The sequence below is a fragment of the Luteimonas wenzhouensis genome (genome assembly GCF_007859305.1).
GTDB classification, from domain to species: domain Bacteria; phylum Pseudomonadota; class Gammaproteobacteria; order Xanthomonadales; family Xanthomonadaceae; genus Luteimonas; species Luteimonas wenzhouensis.
Genome location: NZ_VOHE01000007.1, coordinates 91,121 through 110,737 on the forward strand (window position 1 = coordinate 91,121; position 19,617 = coordinate 110,737).

At 72.1% G+C, this 19,617-nt stretch carries 18 protein-coding genes; 12 read left to right on the top strand and 6 right to left on the bottom strand.

The genetic code is table 11. From position 1 onward, the window contains the following. The first annotated feature begins 14 nt into the window (after positions 1–14). Positions 15–1,001, top strand: coding sequence for a TrbL/VirB6 family protein (locus tag FQY79_RS12555; RefSeq protein WP_146313254.1), 987 nt, complete (start codon positions 15–17; stop codon positions 999–1,001). Between the two features lie 29 nt (positions 1,002–1,030). On the opposite strand, the gene FQY79_RS12560 is transcribed toward FQY79_RS12555, so the two are convergent. Both FQY79_RS12560 and FQY79_RS12565 read right to left on the bottom strand, forming a co-directional pair. Then, positions 1,031–1,861, bottom strand: a complete 831-nt coding sequence (locus FQY79_RS12560) for a S1/P1 nuclease (RefSeq protein WP_146313255.1) — start codon at positions 1,859–1,861, stop codon at positions 1,031–1,033. 139 nt (positions 1,862–2,000) lie between these two features. Next, positions 2,001–2,639: an OmpW/AlkL family protein gene (locus FQY79_RS12565; protein ID WP_146313256.1), complete on the bottom strand. Its 639-nt coding sequence runs from the start codon at positions 2,637–2,639 to the stop codon at positions 2,001–2,003. A gap of 176 nt (positions 2,640–2,815) precedes the next feature. On the opposite strand from FQY79_RS12565, the gene gap reads away from it, so the two are divergent. From gap to FQY79_RS12615, 10 genes are all read left to right on the top strand, one after another. Next, positions 2,816–3,817 (top strand): type I glyceraldehyde-3-phosphate dehydrogenase, encoded by a 1,002-nt coding sequence (gene gap, locus FQY79_RS12570; RefSeq protein WP_146313257.1) that lies wholly within the window; start codon positions 2,816–2,818, stop codon positions 3,815–3,817. Positions 3,818–4,126: 309 nt separating this feature from the next. Then, on the top strand, positions 4,127–5,302 hold the full coding sequence (locus tag FQY79_RS12575) for a phosphoglycerate kinase (RefSeq protein WP_146313258.1): 1,176 nt from the start codon (positions 4,127–4,129) through the stop codon (positions 5,300–5,302). 153 nt (positions 5,303–5,455) lie between these two features. Next, positions 5,456–6,922, top strand: a complete 1,467-nt coding sequence (gene pyk / locus FQY79_RS12580; protein WP_146313259.1) for a pyruvate kinase — start codon at positions 5,456–5,458, stop codon at positions 6,920–6,922. A gap of 85 nt (positions 6,923–7,007) precedes the next feature. Further along, positions 7,008–8,027 (top strand): class I fructose-bisphosphate aldolase, encoded by a 1,020-nt coding sequence (locus FQY79_RS12585; protein WP_146313260.1) that lies wholly within the window; start codon positions 7,008–7,010, stop codon positions 8,025–8,027. 121 nt (positions 8,028–8,148) lie between these two features. Beyond that, the gene (locus FQY79_RS12590; RefSeq protein ID WP_146313261.1) at positions 8,149–8,628 is read left to right on the top strand and encodes a hypothetical protein; all 480 of its coding nucleotides are present in this window, start codon (positions 8,149–8,151) and stop codon (positions 8,626–8,628) included. A gap of 127 nt (positions 8,629–8,755) precedes the next feature. After that, positions 8,756–9,862, top strand: coding sequence for an efflux RND transporter periplasmic adaptor subunit (locus FQY79_RS12595; RefSeq protein WP_146313322.1), 1,107 nt, complete (start codon positions 8,756–8,758; stop codon positions 9,860–9,862). A gap of 6 nt (positions 9,863–9,868) precedes the next feature. Then, positions 9,869–13,003, top strand: a complete 3,135-nt coding sequence (locus FQY79_RS12600; RefSeq protein WP_146313262.1) for an efflux RND transporter permease subunit — start codon at positions 9,869–9,871, stop codon at positions 13,001–13,003. Between the two features lie 23 nt (positions 13,004–13,026). Further along, positions 13,027–13,563 (top strand): GNAT family N-acetyltransferase, encoded by a 537-nt coding sequence (locus tag FQY79_RS12605; RefSeq protein ID WP_146313263.1) that lies wholly within the window; start codon positions 13,027–13,029, stop codon positions 13,561–13,563. A 112-nt stretch (positions 13,564–13,675) separates the two neighbouring features. Further along, on the top strand, positions 13,676–15,109 hold the full coding sequence (locus tag FQY79_RS12610; protein ID WP_146313264.1) for an alanine/glycine:cation symporter family protein: 1,434 nt from the start codon (positions 13,676–13,678) through the stop codon (positions 15,107–15,109). Between the two features lies 1 nt (position 15,110). After that, on the top strand, positions 15,111–15,974 hold the full coding sequence (locus tag FQY79_RS12615) for a TrmH family RNA methyltransferase (protein ID WP_146313265.1): 864 nt from the start codon (positions 15,111–15,113) through the stop codon (positions 15,972–15,974). A gap of 201 nt (positions 15,975–16,175) precedes the next feature. On the opposite strand, the gene FQY79_RS12620 is transcribed toward FQY79_RS12615, so the two are convergent. The 4 genes from FQY79_RS12620 to FQY79_RS12635 form a co-directional block, all read right to left on the bottom strand. Continuing rightward, positions 16,176–17,582, bottom strand: a complete 1,407-nt coding sequence (locus FQY79_RS12620; protein WP_146313266.1) for a M28 family peptidase — start codon at positions 17,580–17,582, stop codon at positions 16,176–16,178. A gap of 79 nt (positions 17,583–17,661) precedes the next feature. After that, positions 17,662–18,075 (bottom strand): large-conductance mechanosensitive channel protein MscL, encoded by a 414-nt coding sequence (gene mscL, locus FQY79_RS12625; protein WP_146313267.1) that lies wholly within the window; start codon positions 18,073–18,075, stop codon positions 17,662–17,664. 46 nt (positions 18,076–18,121) lie between these two features. Continuing rightward, a complete protein-coding gene (locus FQY79_RS12630) occupies positions 18,122–18,841 on the bottom strand; it encodes a fumarylacetoacetate hydrolase family protein (RefSeq protein WP_146313268.1) in 720 nt (239 codons plus the stop codon). A 5-nt stretch (positions 18,842–18,846) separates the two neighbouring features. After that, positions 18,847–19,140: a hypothetical protein gene (locus tag FQY79_RS12635; RefSeq protein ID WP_246123117.1), complete on the bottom strand. Its 294-nt coding sequence runs from the start codon at positions 19,138–19,140 to the stop codon at positions 18,847–18,849. 75 nt (positions 19,141–19,215) lie between these two features. On the opposite strand from FQY79_RS12635, the gene FQY79_RS12640 reads away from it, so the two are divergent. Beyond that, positions 19,216–19,572, top strand: coding sequence for a Rieske (2Fe-2S) protein (locus FQY79_RS12640; protein WP_146313269.1), 357 nt, complete (start codon positions 19,216–19,218; stop codon positions 19,570–19,572). The last annotated feature ends 45 nt before the right edge of the window (positions 19,573–19,617 follow it).

A 19,617-nucleotide genomic window follows, 5' to 3' on the forward strand; every position in this document is an offset into this window, starting at 1 on the left:
GAAGGGATACCGGCATGCAACTGTTCTCACAGGCGTTCCAGGAACTCGTGCCCGCCACGGCGGGGCTGCCCAACTTCGTGTTCTTCCACGAGATCCACGGCTTCATCGACGACGAGTTGATCCACGAATACCTGCCCAACCTCGGCCAGCGCGTCCTGCGCGTGCTCGGCGGGGCCGGGGTGCTGGTGCTCACCCTGTGGATCATGGTCCAGGGGGTCCGGATCGTGACCGGCCAGTCGCGCGAGTCGATGATGACGCTGGTGGTGAACGCGCTGCGCGCCACGTTCATCGTCGGCATCGCGCTCGGCCTCGGCGCCGGGTTCGGGCCGATCTACGCAACGGTGACCGACGGCCTGTCGCGGACCATCAACGAGACCATGACCGGGGACCCGGACGCGGAAGGGGCCTACGCCAACGTCGACCGCAGCCTGGCCATCCTCCAGGCCGCACTCGTGGTGGTGGACTCGGTGGATGGCGGATACGACATGGAAACGCGCGAGCAAAAGGACCGGTCGATGGCGATGATCACCGCCGGCCTCGGGCTTCCCGCGATCACCGCCGCGGCTGCGATCATGCTCAACAAGTTCGCCATCGGCCTGGTGCTGGCCCTGGGGCCGATCTTCATCCTCTGCCTGCTGTTCGAGCCGACCAAGGCGCTGTTCCACCGATGGCTGCTCTACGGCATCGGGGCGATCTTCTCGATGGCGGTGCTGACGGTGACCGTCACGCTCGCGCTGGACATGGTGATCGCGGTGGGCACGGCATTCTGGGTCAGCAGCCTGTTCGGCCTTGGCGGAGACGGCGAGAGCGTGACCAGCATGGCGATGCAGCAGGGAGGACTCGGCCTGATCCTGACCACGCTGATCGTCAGCACCCCGCCGATCGCCGCGATGCTGTTCCAGGGCACGCTGGGCCAGTTCAGCCCGTACAGCGCGTTCCAGCCGCAGCCGGCACCCGGCTCGCCCGGGAACCCGGGCAGGACCATGGCGATGCGTGGATAGGGGCGTGGACGCAGCCCGTGGGTGGGCGGTCAGTTGGCGGCGGACGCGGTCGGCGCGGGGGCGGCGCCCAGCGTCCTGTCCAGCAGCGCGGACAGCCGCCGGCCGGCGATCCGCAGCTGATCCTCCGCGGTCGGGCGGTGCCGGTCGAGGTAGTCGTCCCCGATCCTCGCCCGCGGCGGGTAGGCCTCCACCGCGATCGCGCACGACTGCTCGGCCCACTGCGCGGGGGTGCTGGTGTCCTGCCTGGCGGCCCGCGGCCCGTCCTTGGCCGCCTGCAACCGCTGCAGGTAGCGCTCTTCGCCCAGCCGCGCCGACCGCAGCAGGCCGCTGTCCCACAGCGCGTGCAGGTTGCTGCCCCTGCCGTGCAGGTTGATCTGGAAGCCGTTGCCGCCGCGGTCGCGGGCGTAGCCGGCGTGCATGGGCTGGTGGATGTCGCCCACGAAGTGGACCACGAACTTCAGCGCCTGCAGGCGCTCGGCGTCGCTGCGGCCGCGGTCGCCGAGGATCGCGGCCTGGGCGCCGATGGCCTCGACCACGCAGTTGCCGCCGGGGCAGGCGGCCTGCGCGTCGTAGCGGCAGCCCAGTTCGCCCAGGTTGACGTAGTGCCAGCGTGCGCTGCGGCGGCCCAGGTCGGGGTCGTGGCCGCGCAGCTCGTCGGCCCAGTTGGCGACGTCGGCCAGCGACCGGTGGCCCTCGATGGCCAGCAGGCGCTCCACTTCGGCCCGTGCCGCCGGGTCGAGCCGGGCTTCGGCCAGGCGCGCCACCAGGCGGTGGCCGAGCGGGCCCCAGGCGTGGGCCGCGGCAGGCCAGATCAGGGCGAGGACGAGGGCGAGGACGGCGAACGGCGTTGTGGGGCGCATGGCGCGCACTGTAGCGCCGGCGGTGCGCCGGCGCGATCCCGGGCGGCGGCACGCTGCGTCCGGCGCCGCGGCCGTCCCGGCGCCACGAACGAAAGCGCCCACGCCGGCGGGCGTGGGCGCGGATCGCCGCGGGCGCAGGTCAGAACTTCCAGACCCAGGCCAGGCCGTACACCAGCGGGTCGAGGTTGGCCTTGCCGACATTCACGCCGTTGACCTTCACCGTGGTCTCGATATCGGCCCAGCGGGCGTCGATGCGCAGCGCGCCGCGCTTGCCGATGGCGATGTCGACGCCGGCATGCGCGGCCAGGCCCCAGGAGTCGCCCAGCGACAGGCGGGTGCCGCTCAGCGCGCCGGTGGTCTCCTCGTCGAAGAAGGTGGTGTAGTTCACGCCCAGGCCGACGAACGGGGTGGCCGCGCTGGCGTTGGCGAAGTGGTACTGCAGCGAGACCACCGGCGGCAGGTGGCGGGTGCTGCCCACCCTGCCCACGCCGCGGATGTCGATGTCGTGCTGGAACGGCGCCGCGGCGAGCACCTCGATGCCCAGGTTGTCGCGGATGAAGTACTCGGCGGTGATAGTCGGGCGCACGCTGCCGCCCACCTGGGTCGGCGGCAGCAGGCCGAGTTCGAGCGCGGTGGCGTCGAGGCGGCCGTTGTCGGACTTGGGGTCCACCGCGTGGACGCCCACGCCCATGGTCCAGTCGCCGCGCGACTGGGCGGCGGCGGGCAGGGCGAGGGAGGCGGCGACGGCCGCGGCGAGCAGGACCGGGATGCGGGACATTGGCGTGATTCCGTGTGGGGTTTGGCGCCAAGTCTGGGCGGCGGGCGGGGGCGCGACCTTGATCCGGATCATTGCAACCGCAACCACCGCTGCCGGTTCCCGCGGGGGGGTGGGACCGCCCGTACTGCTAGACTATCGGCCTGTCCTCCAACCCTGTTTCCGGGAGTCCGAGCACCATGGCAATCAAGGTAGGCATCAACGGGTTCGGCCGCATCGGCCGCAACGTCCTGCGTTCGGCGGTCCAGAACTTCAGCGACATCCAGGTCGTGGCCATCAACGACCTGCTCGAGCCCGAGTACCTGGCCTACCTGCTGCGCTTCGACTCGGTGCACGGGCGCTTCAAGGGCGAGGTGTCGGTCGAGGGCAACACGCTCATCGTCAACGGCAACCGCATCCGCCTCACCCAGGAACGCGACCCGGCCAACCTCAAGTGGGACGAGGTGGGCGCCGAGGTGGTGATCGAGTCCACCGGCCTGTTCCTGACCAAGGAGACCTGCCAGAAGCACCTCGACGCGGGCGCGAAGAAGGTCATCCAGTCGGCGCCGTCGAAGGACGACACGCCGATGTTCGTGTTCGGCGTGAACCACGACACCTACAAGGGCGAGGCGATCATCTCCAACGCCTCGTGCACCACCAACTGCCTGGCGCCGGTGGCCAAGGTGCTGCACGACAAGTGGGGCATCAAGCGCGGCCTGATGACCACGGTGCACGCGGCCACCGCCACCCAGAAGACGGTGGACGGCCCGAGCAGCAAGGACTGGCGCGGCGGCCGCGGCATCCTCGAGAACATCATTCCCTCGTCCACCGGCGCGGCCAAGGCCGTGGGCGTGGTGATCCCGTCGCTCAACAAGAAGCTCACCGGCATGTCGTTCCGCGTGCCGACCTCCGACGTGTCGGTCGTCGACCTCACCGCCGAACTCGAGAAGCCGGCGACCTACGAGGAGATCAAGGCCGAGATGAAGGCGCAGAGCGAGGGCGCGCTCAAGGGCATCCTCGGCTACACCGAGGACAAGGTGGTGGCCACCGACTTCGTCGGCGAGACCTGCACCTCGGTGTTCGACGCCGATGCCGGCATCCAGCTCGACCCGACCTTCGTCAAGATCGTGGCCTGGTACGACAACGAGTGGGGCTACTCGAACAAGTGCCTGGAAATGGTGCGCGTGGTCGCCGGCAAGTAACCGCGACCGCACGCACCGGAGGCCGGTGCCCGCGTTGCCTGCTCCGACGGGCGCGTGGGGCCGGCCTTCGTCGTTTCCGGGCCGCCCCAGGCCGACGCCGCGCGGGCCGCGGTCCGGCCCGCCGGCCCGGGAACCGCCGCCGCCGTCGCGTGCGGACGCCGGGCCCGGAGGGGCTGGCGCGAGGTGGCGGCACCGCATCGGGGTGGCGGCGCCAGGGCGGCGGGGCGCGATAGTGGCAGGCGCAACGTTTGCCTGCCCCCTGTCGCCCGCGGACAATGCACGGCTCACGCCACGCAGCGAACGATGCCCATGACCATCCTCCGCATGACCGATCTCGACCTGTCCGGCAAGCGCGTGCTGATCCGGCAGGACCTGAACGTGCCGATCGACAACGGCCGGATCACCTCCGAACAGCGCATCGTGGCCTCGATCCCGACCCTGCGCGCCGCGCTCGACGCCGGCGCCACGGTGCTGGTCACCTCGCACCTGGGGCGGCCGAAGGAGGGCGAGTGGAGCGAGGAGAACTCGCTGGCGCCGGTGGCGCGCCGCCTGGGCGAGCTGCTCGGTCGGCCGGTGCCGCTGGTACGCGACTGGGTGGACGGCGTGGAGGTGGAGCCGGGCGGCATCGTCCTGCTCGAGAACTGCCGCATGAACGTGGGCGAGGGCAAGGACAGCGAGGAGCTGGCGAGGAAGTACGCCGCGCTGTGCGACGTGTTCGTGATGGATGCGTTCGGCACCGCGCACCGTGCCCAGGCCTCCACCCACGGCGTGATCCGCTTCGCCCCCGTGGCCGCCGGCGGCCCGCTGCTGATGGCCGAGCTCGACGCGCTCGCCAGGGCGCTGGACCAGCCGGCGCGCCCGCTGCTGGCGATCGTCGCCGGCAGCAAGGTCTCGACCAAGCTGGAACTGCTCACCAGCCTGGTGGGCAAGGTGGACCAGCTGATCGTCGGCGGCGGCATCGCCAACACCTTCCTCGCCGCGCAGGGCCTGCCGGTGGGCAAGTCGCTGCACGAGCCCGACCTGGTCGATACCGCGCGCGCGATCCTGGCCGATGCGAAGGCGCGCGGCGCCGACATCCCGCTGCCCACGGACGTGGTGGTGGCGCGCCAGTTCCACCCCGATGCCGAGGCCACGGTGAAGCCGGTGGCCGAGGTGGGCGCCGAAGACCTGATCCTGGACATCGGCCCGGACACGGCCGCGCGCTACGCCGGACTGATCGGCAAGGCCGGCACCGTGGTCTGGAACGGGCCGGTGGGCGTGTTCGAGTTCGACGCCTTCGGCAACGGCACCCGTACCCTGGCCAATGCGATCGCGGAGTCGGCGGCGTTCTCGATCGCCGGCGGCGGCGACACGCTGGCGGCGGTGGACAAGTACGGCATCGCCGACAAGGTGTCGTACATCTCCACCGGCGGCGGCGCGTTCCTCGAATTCCTCGAAGGCAAGACGCTGCCCGCGGTCGCGGCGCTGCAGGCGCGCGCCGCCTGAACGCGACGCAGGCCCGGGCGCTGGGCCACGCCCGCCGATGGCCGCGCATGGCGGCCGTGCGCGCGTGCGATATCGCCGGCCGGCTGGGCTAGGATAGCGCTACCACGCGGGCGCGACGCCCGAACACTCCCGCCTGCAAGGGTCTCCGATTCCATGTCAGAACACCGCCGCCGCACCCGCATCCTCGCCACCCTCGGCCCGGCCACCGATCCGCCCGGGGTGCTCGACGCCATCCTGCGCGCGGGCGTGAACGTGGTCCGGTTGAACTTCTCCCATGGCGATCCGGCCGGGCAGGTGGCGCGTGCGCAGGCGGTGCGCGAAGCCGCGGCGCGGGTCGGCGTGGAGGTCGGCATCCTGGCCGACCTGCCGGGTCCGAAGATCCGCGTCGAACGCTTCGCCGACGGCAAGGTGGAACTCAAGGCCGGGGACCGCTTCGACCTGGTGGCCAGCGAGCACGCGCCGCCGGGCACCCGCCACGAGGTGGGCGTGAGCTACCTCGGCCTGCCCGGCGACCTGGCCCCCGGCGACGTGCTGATGCTCGACGACGGCCTGGTGCAGCTGCGGGTCGAGCGCATCGAGGGCGAGCGCATCGTCAACACGGTGCTCAACGACAGCGTGCTGTCCGACCGCAAGGGCCTGAACAAACTCGGCGGCGGCCTGTCGCTGGGCGCGCTCACCGACCGCGACCGCGAGCTGATCGGCGTCGCCGCGCAGATCGGCGTGGACTTCATCGCGGTCTCGTTCTGCCGCAACGCCGAGGACATGGAGGAAGCGCGCGCGATCGCCCGTTCGCACGGCAGCGACGCGGCGCTGGTGGCCAAGGTGGAGCGCGCCGAGGCGATCGAGAACCTGGCCGAGGTGATCGAGGCCAGCGACGTGGTGATGGTGGCGCGCGGCGATTTGGGCGTGGAGATCGGCGATGCCGAGCTGCCCGGCCTGCAGAAGAAGATCATCCGCGAGTCGCTGGCGCGCAACAAGGTGGTGATCACCGCCACCCAGATGCTGCAGTCGATGGTGGAATCGCCGATTCCGACCCGCGCCGAGGTGCTGGACGTGGCCAACGCGGTCATCGACGGCACCGATGCGGTGATGCTCTCGGCCGAGACCGCGGCCGGCAGCTTCCCGGTGCGCGCGGTGGAGGCGATGGCGCGCATCTGCATGGGCGCCGAGCGCCAGTTCGCGCACGACTTCGACTTCGAGAAGGCCGAGCGCGGCCTGGAGCGCGCCGACCAGGCGATCGCCATGGCGTCGATGTTCCTGAGCGAGCACATCGGCGTGGCCGCCATCGTCGCCATGACCGAGTCCGGCGGCACCGCGCGCTACCTCTCGCGCTACCGCGCCGGCCCGCCGATCTACGCGTTCTCGCGCCACGCCGGCGCGCGCCGGCGCATGGCGCTGATGCGCGACGTGTTCCCGATCGACTACGACAGCCGCGGGCAGACCCCGCGCCAGGCCGCGCGCGGCAGCATCCAGTTGCTGGTCGAGGCCGGCGTGCTCGATCCGGGCAACCGGGTGGTGTTCACCAGCGGCGAGCACATGGAAACCCACGGCGCCACCAACACCCTGCGCCTGCTGCAGGTGGGCAAGGACGGGCGCGCCGAGGGCCTCGGCGAACTCTGAGCGTGCCCGCTCCACGGCCGCGGGGGTCCGACGCGAGCGCGGCCTCCCCGGCCGGTCCCCATCACCTGGCAGCAGGCCCCGCGCCATGAGCATCGAAGACCTCGACCAGACCGCCCGCACCCTGGTGGCCGCGGGCAAGGGCATCCTCGCCATCGACGAGTCCGGCCCCACGCTCGCCCGCCGTTTCGCCGAGGTGGGCCTGGCCAACAGCGAGGCGAACCGGCGCGCCTACCGCGAACTGCTGGTCACCGCGCCGGGGCTGGCCGCGTCGATCAGCGGCGTGGCCCTGTCGGACGAAACGATCCGCCAGTCCACCCGCGACGGCGTGCCGTTCGCGCGCTACCTGGCCGACCAGGGCATCCTGGCCGGGATCAAGGTCGACAAGGGCACCCAGCCGCTGGCCGGCTGCCCGGGCGAAGTGGTGACCGAAGGCCTGGACGGCCTGCGCCAGCGCCTGGAGGAGTATCGCAGGCTCGGCGCCCGCTTCGCCAAGTGGCGCGCGGTGGTCCGCATCGGCGAGGGCATCCCCACCGGCACCTGCATCGAATCCAACAACCATGCCCTGGCCCGTTTCGCGGCGCTGGCGCAGGAGCAGGGGCTGGTGCCGGTGGTCGAGCCCGAGGTGCTGATGGACGGGGACCATGACATCGACACCAGCCACGAGGTGCACGAGGTGGTGCTGCGCTCGCTGTTCGACGCGCTCTACCAGCAGGACGTGATGCTCGACGCGGTCCTGCTCAAGGCCTCGATGGTGCTGCCGGGCAGCGACTGCGACGAGACCGCCGGGGTGGACGAGGTGGCCGCGACCACGCTCGCCTGCATCCGCGCCACCGTCCCGGCGATCGTCCCCGGCATCGTGTTCCTTTCCGGCGGCCAGGACGGCGAGCGCGCCACCGCGCATCTCGACGCACTGAACCGGATGGGTCCGCATCCCTGGGTCCTGTCGTTCTCCTACGGCCGCGCCCTGCAGTCGGCTGCCCTGCACGCCTGGGCCCAGGACCCGGCCGGCAACGCCGACAAGGCCCAGGATGCGGTGGTCCGCCGCGCGCGGGCCAACGCGCTGGCGGCGCAGGGGCGCTGGGCGGCGGAGGCGGGCGCGGCCTGAGCGTCCACCGGGCCGCGCGCCCGGGCGTCGGGCGGCGGCCCCCGGTCCTGGGGAGTAAGCTGGCCGCCCGCGCACGGCACCGGCGGGCAACGGTGCCGTCCCCTGGTCGCCTGGAGTCGCGATGTACCCGGTCACGCTTGGATTCGAGGAGGCCGAGCGCCGGATCGCGGCGCTTCGCCAGCATGGGCACCACGCCGAGGCGCTGATCACCTCGGTGTTCACCCTGGAGAAGACGCTGCGCCGGTCGCTGCGCTGTTGCGCGGTGCGGCGCGGATTCACGTCGCGGCAGGCGAAGGTGCTGTTCGACCGGCTGGGCTTCGACCGGCTGCGCGAGCTGTGGCCGGTGTTCGCGCCCGGCGGGCAGTCGCTGGCCGAGTACATCGGCGCGGCCCGGTGGCAGCACGTGCCGGCGGCCGTGGCGATGCGCAACAAGCTGGTGCACGGGGAGCGGGTGTACCGGCTGCCCGAGTGCCGCGAGAAGACCGAGCAGGTGCTGGCGGCGCTGCGGGTGTTCCGGCGCAGGCTGGTGGAGGACGTCGGGTTCGATGGGTGGTCGCGGCTGCCGGTGCGGATCAAGCCGGCGCTGTCGTGGCTCGAATAGGGGCGCGGTAACGCTCGGGTGGCCCCGGGGTTGACACGGATCGGGCTGCGAAAGGCAGGCCTTATGGCACGCCCCGTGTCACGGAGTGACCGCTAGAATCGGCCGGTTGCAGTCGAGCCGGTTGATGATGTCCGTTGATTTCCCCGTTCCGTCGCTGCGCGCCCTGCTGGTCCCGGCCTGCGCGGTGTTCCTGTTCGCCGGCTGCGGCGAGTCGGCCCCGTCCAACGGCGCGCGCGGCCAGGCGCCGGCCGCGGTGGTGACCACCGCCGTGGTGGCACCGTCGCCGTGGCAGGACACGATCTCGGCGCTGGGCACGGTGAAGGCGCGCGAGTCGGTGGAGGTCACCGCCAAGGTCAGCGAGACCGTCGAGCGGGTGCATTTCGAGAGCGGCGACGAGGTCGAGGCCGGGGCCACCCTGGTCACGCTGTCGGGCCGGCAGCAGCAGGCGGCGCTGGAAGTCGCGGAGGCGGCCGCCCGCGAGGCCGAGCAGCAGTACCGCCGTGGCCGCGAGCTGGTGCAGCAGCAGCTGATCTCGCGCTCCCAGCTCGACACCCAACGGGCCACGCGCGACGCGGCGCTGGCGCGGGTGGCGCAGATGCGCGCCGACATCGGCGACCGCCACATCCGCGCGCCGTTCGCCGGCCGGCTGGGGATCCGCCAGGTCAGCCCGGGCGCGCTGGTCACGCCGGGCACGGTGGTGGCGACCCTCGACGACCTCTCGCGGGTGTACGTGGATTTCCCTGTGCCCGAAGTGCACCTGGCGCGCCTGGCCGAAGGGCTGCCGCTGGCCGCGACCAGCGTGGCCTGGCCGGGGGTGGAGTTCGCCGGCGAGGTGTCGAGCATCGATGCCCGGGTGGACCCGGCCACCCGGGCGATCACCGTGCGCGGAGATTTCCCGAACCCCGAGCGCCGGCTGCGGCCGGGCATGCTGCTCCAGGTCGAGCTCGGCCACGCGTCGCGGCAGGCGCTGGTGGTGCCAGAGATCGCCGTGGTGCAGGTGGGCCGCGAGACCTTCGCCTGGCGGGTGACCGGCGAGGGGACCGTGGAACGGGCGATGGTGCGCGTGGGCGAGCGCCGCGCCGGGGCGGTCGAGATCCTCGAGGGGTTGGCCGCGGGCGACCGGATCGTGGTGGAGGGCACCGGGAAGCTGCGCCCGGGCATGGCGATCAGCGACGCCGCGGCCTCCCCGGCGACCGGCGAAGGCAACGGAAGCGGCGACGGAGCCGGGGGCTGACCGGCGATGAAGCTGTCCGACCTTTCGATCCGGCGCCCGGTCTTCGCCACGGTCATCAGCCTGCTCCTGGTGGTGGTCGGGCTGATGTCCTTCATGCGCCTGACCCTGCGCGAATTGCCGAACATCGACCCGCCGATCGTGTCGGTGGACGTGACCTACCCCGGCGCGTCGGCGGCCGTGGTCGAGACCCGGGTCACCCAGATCCTGGAGGACGCGCTTTCGGGCATCGAGGGCATCTACACCATCCAGTCGAGCAGCCGCAACGGCCGCTCCGACGTGACCATCGAATTCAACCTCACCCGCGACATCGAGGCCGCGGCCAACGACGTGCGCGACCGCATCAGCCGGGTGATGGACCGCCTGCCAGACGAGGCCGATCCGCCCGAGATCGCCAAGGTGGAGGCGGACGCCGACGTGATCGTATGGCTGAACATGCGCTCCACGACCATGGACACCATGGAGCTGACCGACTACGCCGACCGCTACATCGTCGACCGGCTGTCGGCGCTCGACGGCGTGGCGCGGGTGCAGCTGGGCGGCGGCCAGCGTTACGCCATGCGGATCTGGCTCGACCGCGACGCGATGGCCGCGCGTGGCATCACCGCTTCCGACATCGAGGCCGCGCTGCGCAGCGAGAACGTCGAACTGCCCGCCGGCCGCATCGAGTCGGCCGACCGCGACTTCACCCTGCGCGTGGAGCGCGGCTACCGCGCGCCCGGGCAGTTCGCGCAGATGCCGCTGCGCAAGGGCGAGGACGGCTACGTGGTGCGGCTGGGCGACGTGGCCGAGGTGGAGCTGGGCCCGGAGGAGCGGCGCGCCTACCTGCGCAGCAACGGGGTGCCGAACGTGGGCCTGGGGATCGTGCGCACCTCCACCGCGAACGCGCTGGACGTGGCACGCGCGGCCCGCGCCGAGGCCGAGCTGATCCAGCAGACCCTGCCCGAGGGCACCGACATCTTCGTCGCCTACGACGGTACCACCTTCATCGACGCCTCGATCAAGCGCGTGTACTGGACGCTGTTGGAGGCGATGGTGCTGGTGTTCCTGGTAATCTGGCTGTTCCTGGGCAGCCTGCGCGCGGCGCTGATCCCGGCCGTGACCGTGCCGGTGTGCCTGATCGCCGCGTTCATCGCCCTCTACGCGTTCGGCTACTCGATCAACCTGCTCACCCTGCTCGCCCTGGTGCTGTGCATCGGCCTGGTGGTGGACGACGCGATCATCGTGCTGGAGAACGCGCAGCGCCGCTGCGACCTCGGCGAGCCGCCGCTTGTCGCCGCCCGGCGCGGCACCGCGCAGGTGGCGTTCGCGGTGATCGCGACGACCGCGGTGCTGGTGTCGGTGTTCCTGCCGGTGGGCCTGATGGAGGGCAACACCGGGCGGCTGTTCCGCGAACTGTCCGTGGCGCTGGCGTCGGCGGTGGCGCTGTCGGCCTTCGTGGCCCTGACCCTGACCCCGATGATGTGCTCGAAGCTGCTGCGGCCGCACGGCAAGGTGACCGGATTCAACGCCTGGATGAACCGGCAGCTGGCCAGGGTCAGCGCCGGCTACGGCCGCCGCGTGCGGCGCCTGGTGTCGATGGCGCCGGTGCGGCTGCTGGCCGTGGTCCTCGCGGTGATGGCCGGTTGCGCGGTGGTGGCGGCGGTGCTGTTCGTGCGCGTGCCCAGCGAACTGGCGCCGGCCGAGGACCGCGGCCGCTTCTTCCTGATGATGGACGGGCCGGAGGGCGCCGGCTTCGATTACACCGTCTCGCAGATGCAGCAGGTCGAGCGGATCCTGCTCGAGCAGGTGGGCGAGGGCAAGCCGATCCAGCGCGCCAACGCGCGGGTGCCGCGCGGCTGGGGCGGCAGCGAGGAGATGCACACCGGCCAGGTGATCGTGTTCCTCGAGGACTGGAACAAGCGCAACGTGGCCACCAGCGACGTGGTGGCGCAGGTGCGCGAGCGGTTCGCCGACCTGCCCGGGGTGCAGGTGCGCGCCAACGTCCCCGGCGGCCTGGTCGGCAGCCGTGGCCAGCGCTACCAGCTGGTGCTGGGCGGGCCGGACTACGACGAACTGGCCGAGTGGCGCGATCGGGTGCTGGCGCGGATGGAGGAGAACCCGGGGATCATGGATCCCGATTCGGACTACAAGGAGACCCGGCCGCAGATGCGGGTGGAGATCGACCGCGCGCGGGCGGCCGACCTGGGCGTGTCGGTCAACGAGATCGGGCGCACGCTCGAGACCATGATGGGCTCGCGCCGGGTCACCACCTTCGTCGAGGACGGCGAGGAGTACGAGGTGATGGTGCAGGCCGGTCGCGAGGCGCGGATGACGCCGGCCGACCTGGCCAATACCTATGTGCGCAGCCGCGACGGCACGATGGTGCCGCTGTCCAACCTGGTAACCCTGGCCGAGATCGCCGAGCCGGGCACGTTCAACCGCTTCAACCGGCTGCGCGCGATCACCATCAGCGCCGGCCTCGCGCCCGGCTACAGCATGGGCGAGGCGATCGAATGGACCCGGCGCATCGTGGCCGAGGAGCTGCCCGAGTACGCCCAGATCGACTGGAAGGGCGAGACCCGCGAGTACCAGCGTGCGGGCGGCGCGGTGCTGGTGACCTTCACCATGGCGCTGCTGATCGTGTACCTGGTGCTGGCGGCCCAGTTCGAGAGCTTCATCCATCCGCTGGTGATCATGCTCACCGTGCCCCTGGCGGTGCTGGGTGCGCTGATCGGGCTGTGGGCGACCGGCGGCACGCTCAACCTGTTCAGCCAGATCGGGATCGTGATGCTGGTGGGCCTGGCGGCGAAGAACGGCATCCTGATCGTCGAGTTCGCCAACCAGCTGCGCGACGCGGGCCGCAGCGTGCGCGAGGCGATCGCCGAGGCGTCGGCGGTGCGCCTGCGCCCGATCCTGATGACCTCGGCGGCGACGGTCATGGGCGCGGTGCCGCTGGTGGTCGCGGGCGGGCCGGGGTCGGCCAGCCGCGCCACGATCGGCGTGGTGATCATCTCCGGCGTCGCGTTCGCCACCCTGCTGTCGCTGTTCGTGGTGCCTGCGTTTTACGCGCTGCTGGCGCCTTTCACCCGGTCGCCGGACGCACTGGCGCGCAAGCTCGAGCAGCTAGAAGCGGAGACCGCGCCCGTGGGCGGCCACGCCTGAGTCGCGGTCGCGGGAGCGCGCACGTGGACTGGAGCGGCGTGCGGATCGACGTGGGTGGCGGCGTGCGGCTGCGGCCGTGGCGCGCGGGTGACCTGGAGGCGCTGCTCAGGCACGCCGACGACGCGGAGGTCTCGCGCGGCACCAGCGACCGGTTCCCGCATCCGTATACGCGCGGCGACGGCGAGGCCTTCCTCGCCGGTCGCGTGGTCGATTTCTCCGATCCGGTGTTCGCGATCGAGGTCGACGGCCAGGCGCGTGGCGGCATCGGCGCACGGCGGCTGGCGGGCGAGCGCGCGATCGGGGCCGAGCTGGGCTACTGGCTCGGGCGTGACTGCTGGGGCAGGGGGCTGATGACGCGCGTCGTCGCGGCGTATGCGCCTTGGGTGATGGATGTGCTCGAGATCCTGCGCCTGCAGGCCGTCGTGCTGGACTTCAACCAGGCCTCGGCCAGGGTGCTGGAAAAGAACGGCTTCGTCGAGGAGGGCGTCCTGCGCCGGGCGGTGCGCAAACGCGGCGAGGTCCACGACCTGCGCCTGTTCGCCCGCATCAGGGAAGGATGAGTCGCCGGATGCCCATCGGGCGTGGCGCGAGCCGGGCCGATGCCGTTATCGTGTCGCCTTCGTCGCCCGGCGCCCGGCGCCGCGACCCATCATCACCGGGGAGAACCGATCCGTGGAAGCATTCCTTGACTGGCTGAACGGCGTCATCTGGAGCAAGGCGCTGATCGCCCTGTGCCTGGGCGCGGGACTGTGGTTCTCGATCCGGACGCGCTTCATGCAGCTGCGCAGCGTGCGGGAGATGGTCCGCCTGCTGCTGTCGGGCAAGTCCTCGGAGGCGGGGGTGTCCTCGTTCCAGGCCCTGGCGATGTCGCTGTCGGGGCGGGTGGGCATCGGCAACATCGCCGGCGTGGCCACCGCGATCGCGTTCGGCGGCCCGGGCGCGGTGTTCTGGATGTGGGTGATGGCCTTCCTGGGCGCTTCGACCGCCTACGTCGAATCGACCCTGGCCCAGATCTACAAGGAGCGCGACGACGAAGGCCGCTACCGCGGCGGCCCGGCGTACTACATCGAGAAGGCGATGGGCCAGAAGTGGTACGCGTGGCTGTTCGCGATCGCCACGATCATGGCCACCGGCTTCTTCCTGCCCGGCGTGCAGGCCAACGGCATCGCCTCGGGCATGGCCAACGCCTGGAACATTCCGGTCACCGTCACCGCGACCGGCGTGGTGCTGGCGCTGGGCTTCATCATCTTCGGCGGCGTCAAGCGCATCGCCCGCTTCGCCGAGCTGGTGGTGCCGTTCATGGCGCTGGCCTACATGCTGGTGGCATTCGTGATCATGGTGCTCAACGCCGAGCAGGTGCCGCAGATGGTGTCGCTGATCTTCCGCAGCGCCTTCGGCATGGAGGCCGGCTTCGGCGCGATGCTCGGCCTGGCGGTGGAGTGGGGCGTCAAGCGCGGAATCTATTCGAACGAGGCCGGCCAGGGCACCGGCCCGCACGCGGCCGCCGCGGCCGAGGTCAGCCATCCGGCCAAGCAGGGCTACGTGCAGGCGTTCTCGGTCTACGTCGACACCCTGCTGGTGTGCTCGGCCACCGCGTTCATGATCATCTCCACCGGCATGTACAACGTCGCCACGCCCGAGGGGGTGATGCTGGTCGAGGCCCTGCCCGGGGTGGAGGCCGGCCCGGGGTTCGCCCAGGCGGCGGTGGAATCGGTGCTGCCCGGCTACGGGGCCGGGTTCGTGGCGCTGGCGCTGCTGTTCTTCGCCTTCACCACCATCGTCGCCTACTACTACATGGCCGAGACCAACATCGCCTACATCAACCGCAAGGTGCACCGGCCGTGGATGACCCTGGTGCTGCGCGTCGCCATTCTGCTGGCGGTGATCCTGGGCGCGGTGCGCAGCGCTGGCGCGGCCTGGACGCTGGGCGACATCGGCGTGGGGCTGATGGCCTGGCTCAACATCGTCGCCATCCTGGTGCTGCAGAAGCCGGCGCTGCTGGCGCTGCGCGACTATGAGCGGCAGAAGGCGCAGGGCGTCGACCCGGTGTTCGACCCGGAAGCGCTGGGGATCCGCAATGCCGACTTCTGGCGCAGGGCCAGGTGAGATGGGCCGGCGCCCGCCGCCGCCGTCGCCGGAACGCGACGGGCCCTGGTCCGGCCCGCGGACGCGGGGCGCGGGGGCCGGGCGCGAGCGGCGCGAGGCCGTGCCGCGCCCGCGTCGCGACGACGGCGGGCGCGGCGAAGAGGTCCGGCTGCATGGCCTGAACGCGGTGCAGGCGGTGTTCGCGCGACGTCCGCAGGCGATTCGCAAGCTCTACCTGGCGCCCGATCGCATCCCGACGCTGCAGCCGCTGCTCAAGTGGTGCGTGGCCCACCGCATCGGCTATCGCGTGGTGGAGGACGTTGAGGAACTGCGCCGGCTCTCGGCCAGCACCCACCACGAGGGCGTGGTGGCGGACGTCCTGCGCGAGCCGCCGCTGGCGCTGGAGCAGTGGCTGTCCGCGTTGCCGGATGGTCCGTGCTGCGCGCTGTGGCTGGACGGCGTGGGCAATCCGCACAACCTCGGCGCGATCCTGCGCTCGGCCGCGCACTTCGGCGCCGCCGCCCTGCTGCTGCCGGAGTCGTCGACGCTGTCGCTGTCGGGCGCGGCCGCGCGGGTCGCCGAAGGGGGCGCCGAGCACGTGCCGCTGGTGCGGCTCGGGCCCACCGACGACGCGATCGCACGGCTGCGCGCGGCCGGGTTGTCGCTCGCGGCCACCGTGGTGCGCGACGGCGACGACCTGTTCCGGGCGGCGCTGCCGCGGCGCCTGGTGTACGTGCTCGGCGCGGAGGGCGAGGGCATGGGCGAAGCGTTGGCCGCGGCCTGCGACCTGCGCCTGTCGATCCCGGGCAGCGGCGCGGTGGAAAGCCTCAACGTGGCGGCGGCCACGGCGGTGCTGCTGGCGCAGTGGGCGCGGGGGAAGCAGTAGTCACGGACGCAGGCCCCACCCCAACCCTCTCCGCTTGCCGCGGTCCGTTCGGGCGTGGCCCCGGCTGCGGTCTGGTGCCGGGGCAGGCAGGGCCGGAACGGATCCGGCGGCCGCGAGACGGCCGGCCCGGCACCTGGCCAAGCGGACGCGCGCCGGAAGCAGGATGATCCCGTCAAGCCCGCGCGGGCGCCGGCGCAGGTCCTACTCGTTGGCGCCCGCCGGCCTGGGTGCGCTGCCGAACCCGCCTTCGGCTTCGGCCGCCAGCCAGGACAGCACCGCGTAGGCGGCGACGTTCTGCGCCAGGTCGTCGGGATCGACCTTGTCCAGCGTGTCGTCGGCGTTGTGGTGCAGGTCGAAGTAGCGGCTGCCGTCCTGGCCCAGCCAGGCCCAGGCGCCGCCGATCGCGGCCAGCGGCGAGATGTCCGGGCCCGGGCCGCCGCGGCCGGGCAGGTGCTCGATGCCCAGCGGCGCGAGCGCGGCGGCGATCTCGCGCACCGCCGCCTGCGCCGACTCCGGCGCGCTGGTGTTGAAGCCATAGATGCGACCGGCGCCGAAATCGCTCTCGGCCGCGATCACGTGGTTGGCCACCTCGCCGGCATGGCGCCGCGCGTACTCGCGCGCGCCGATCAGGCCCTGCTCCTCGTTGGCGAAGGCGACCACGCGGATCGTGCGGCGCGGACGCTGCGGCAGCTGCCCGACCAGGTGCCCGGCGGCCATGGTGATGGCCACGCCCGAGGCGTCGTCCACCGCGCCGGTGCCCAGGTCCCAGGAGTCGAGGTGCGCGCCGATCAGCACCACCTCCTGCGGCGCCTCGCGCCCGGTGATTTCGCCGATCACGTTGTGCGAGGTGTATTGCTCGCCGGTCCAGCCGCAGTCCAGGGCCAGGCGCACGCGCACCGGGCCGCGGGCCAGCAGCCGCGCCAGCTGGTCGGCGTCGGGCAGCGACAGCGCCGCCGACGGGATCGGCTCCAGCCCTTCGTCGAAACGGGTGATGCCGGTGTTGGCCACGCGGTGGCGGGTGGTGCCGAGCGAGCGCATCAGGAAGCCGGCAGCACCCTTGCGGATCGCCTCGGACGGGCCGCGGCTGCGCACCGCGCCGGCCTTGCCGTAGTTGCTGCCGTCGCGCGCGCGCTCCATCGGCTGGTCGACGAAGGCGATCTTGCCCGCCAGCGAACCCTCCGGAGCCGCACGTAGCGCCTCCAGGCTCTCGAAGCGCACGACCTCGCCCTCGACCGTGCCGCCCGGGCTGCCGCCGAGCGCGGTCACCACCAGTGGCTGCGCGTGTGCGCCGAGCACCTCCGCGCTTTCGCCGCGGCGCTCCCAGGTCGGGAAGGTGACCGGTTCGATCCAGACCTTGTCGTAGCCCAGCTCGCGCAGCTTGGCCTGGGCCCAGGCCACGGCGCGCGCGTCGGCCTCGCTACCGGGCAGGCGCGGACCGACTTCGGTGGTCAGCGACTCGACCACCCTCCACGCGGTGCCGTCGGCCAGGGCCTGCTCGCGCAGTTGCGCCGCGACGTCCAGCGCGGCCTGGGGGATGCGGGTCTGGCCGGCGACGACGGCCTGGGCGGGCAGCAGGCAGGCGGACAGGAGCAGCGTGGCAAGGCGCATCGTTGGGGTTCCTCCGGGCAAGGCATGTCCGCGCGAGCCTGCCGGCCCGCGGTCGGATCCACATGTGCGGGAAGTCGGGTTATTTCTTCAGCGAGTCGCGAATTTCGCGCAGCAGCACCACTTCCTCGGACGGCTCCGGCGGCGCCTCGGGCGCGGGCTCGGGCTTGCGGTGCAGGCGGTTGATGGTGCGCACCACCATGAAGATCGCGAAGGCCACGATCAGGAACTGGACCACGGTGTTGATGAACTCGCCGACGCCGATCGCGACCGCGGGCACTTCCTCGCCGGCGGCGTTGACGGTGGCCTCGCGCAGGGTCCAGGCGAGGTCGGAGAAGTCCACGCCGCCCAGCAGCAGGCCGATCGGCGGCATGATGATCTGGTCCACCAGCGAGGTGACGATCTTGCCGAACGCGGCGCCGATGACCACGCCGACGGCGAGGTCGATCACGTTGCCGCGCATCGCGAATTCCTTGAACTCGGTCATCATGCCCATGGACGTCTCCTGGTGTCGGGGAACGGCTGCCTAGCGGTCGCGCGCACTATGCGACGGACGCGCCCAGCTGGCAATGCAGTTCGAGGAGCTGGTCGAGCCTGGCCACGCAGGCGTCACCCGGCCGCAGCGCGGCTACGCCGGCGGGGGTGCCCATGAAGACCAGGTCGCCGGCGCGCAGCGCGTAGAGCTTCGACAGCTCGTGCAGGATCTCGGGCACGTCCCAGATCAGCTGGTCGAGCGTGGAGCGCTGGCGCAGCTGGCCGTTGACCTCGAGCGACAGCACGCGCGCCTCCAGCGCGCCGACGTCGGCCGCGGGCACCAGCTCGCTCACCGGGGCCGAGGCATCGAAGCCCTTGGCGCTGTCCCACGGCAGGCCGCCGGCCTTGGCCCTGGCCTGCAGGTCGCGGCGGGTCAGGTCCAGGCCGATGCCGTAGCCGAACACCAGCGCCGCGGCGTCGGCCACCGGCAGCACGCCCGGCGGCGCGTCGCGGCCCAGCGCCACCACCAGTTCCACCTCGTGGTGCAGGTCGGACGTCGCCGGCGGGTAGGGCACGACGCCGTCGGTCACGATGGCGTCGGCGGGTTTGTGGAAGAACACCGGGGTGCCGCGCTCGGCCTTCGACGCCGGGGCGGCCGCGCCCATCTCGCGGGCGTGGTCGGCGAAGTTGCGGCCCACGCAATAGATGCGGCGGACCGGGAACGTGCCGCCGCCGCGCACGCGCATGCGCGGCACGGGCGCCGCGGGGACGACGTCGTGGGCGTGCATGGGCCTCAGCGCAGGATCGGCTGGCCCGGCTTGTCCACCACCCGGTACTCGGCGTCGAGCACGTCGCCGCGGGCGGAGGCGGGGCGCCGGCGGAAGGCGGCCCGCAGCAGGCCGAACGAGACCATGGCCGCGCCCACCACCAGGCCCACCACCAGCAGCAGCGACAGGATCGCCACACCGACCAGGCCCAACAGCACGCGCAGCACCGGGTTGCGGGGCTTGCGTGGCGTGAACACCCCGCGCAGCGGCGAAGCGTCGAAACGGGCGTGGAGGGTGCGGAACAGGTGGGCCATCGACATCGGTGCCACAATGCGAGGCGCCCAGTATCGGCGGCCCCCGGCTTTCAGGTGTAACAGGTTCGTTAAATCGGCGTGATGAGCACCCCCGAGACACCCAAGTCACTGATCCTGCTCGAGGCCATCCCCGACGGCGGCTTCGCCGAGGTCGAGGCCGAGGTGGAGGGCAGCGCCGAGTCCCTCATCCTCTACCGCGAAGGCCACGCCGTGCGGGCCTGGCTCAACGTCTGCCCCCATGCCGGCCGGCGCCTGGACTGGGCCCCGGGTCAGTTCCTCAAGACCGGGGACGGCCTGCTGGTCTGCGCCGCCCACGGTGCCAGCTTCGAACTGGCCCGCGGCGAATGCGTGGCCGGCCCGTGCCGCGGCGAGTCGCTGCGCGCGGTGGCGGTGCGGGTGGTGGACGGCGAGGTGCGGCAGGACGTGTCGGCGGGCTGACACCCCGCGCGCGTCGCCAGGACGCCACGGCCCACGGGCCGCGAG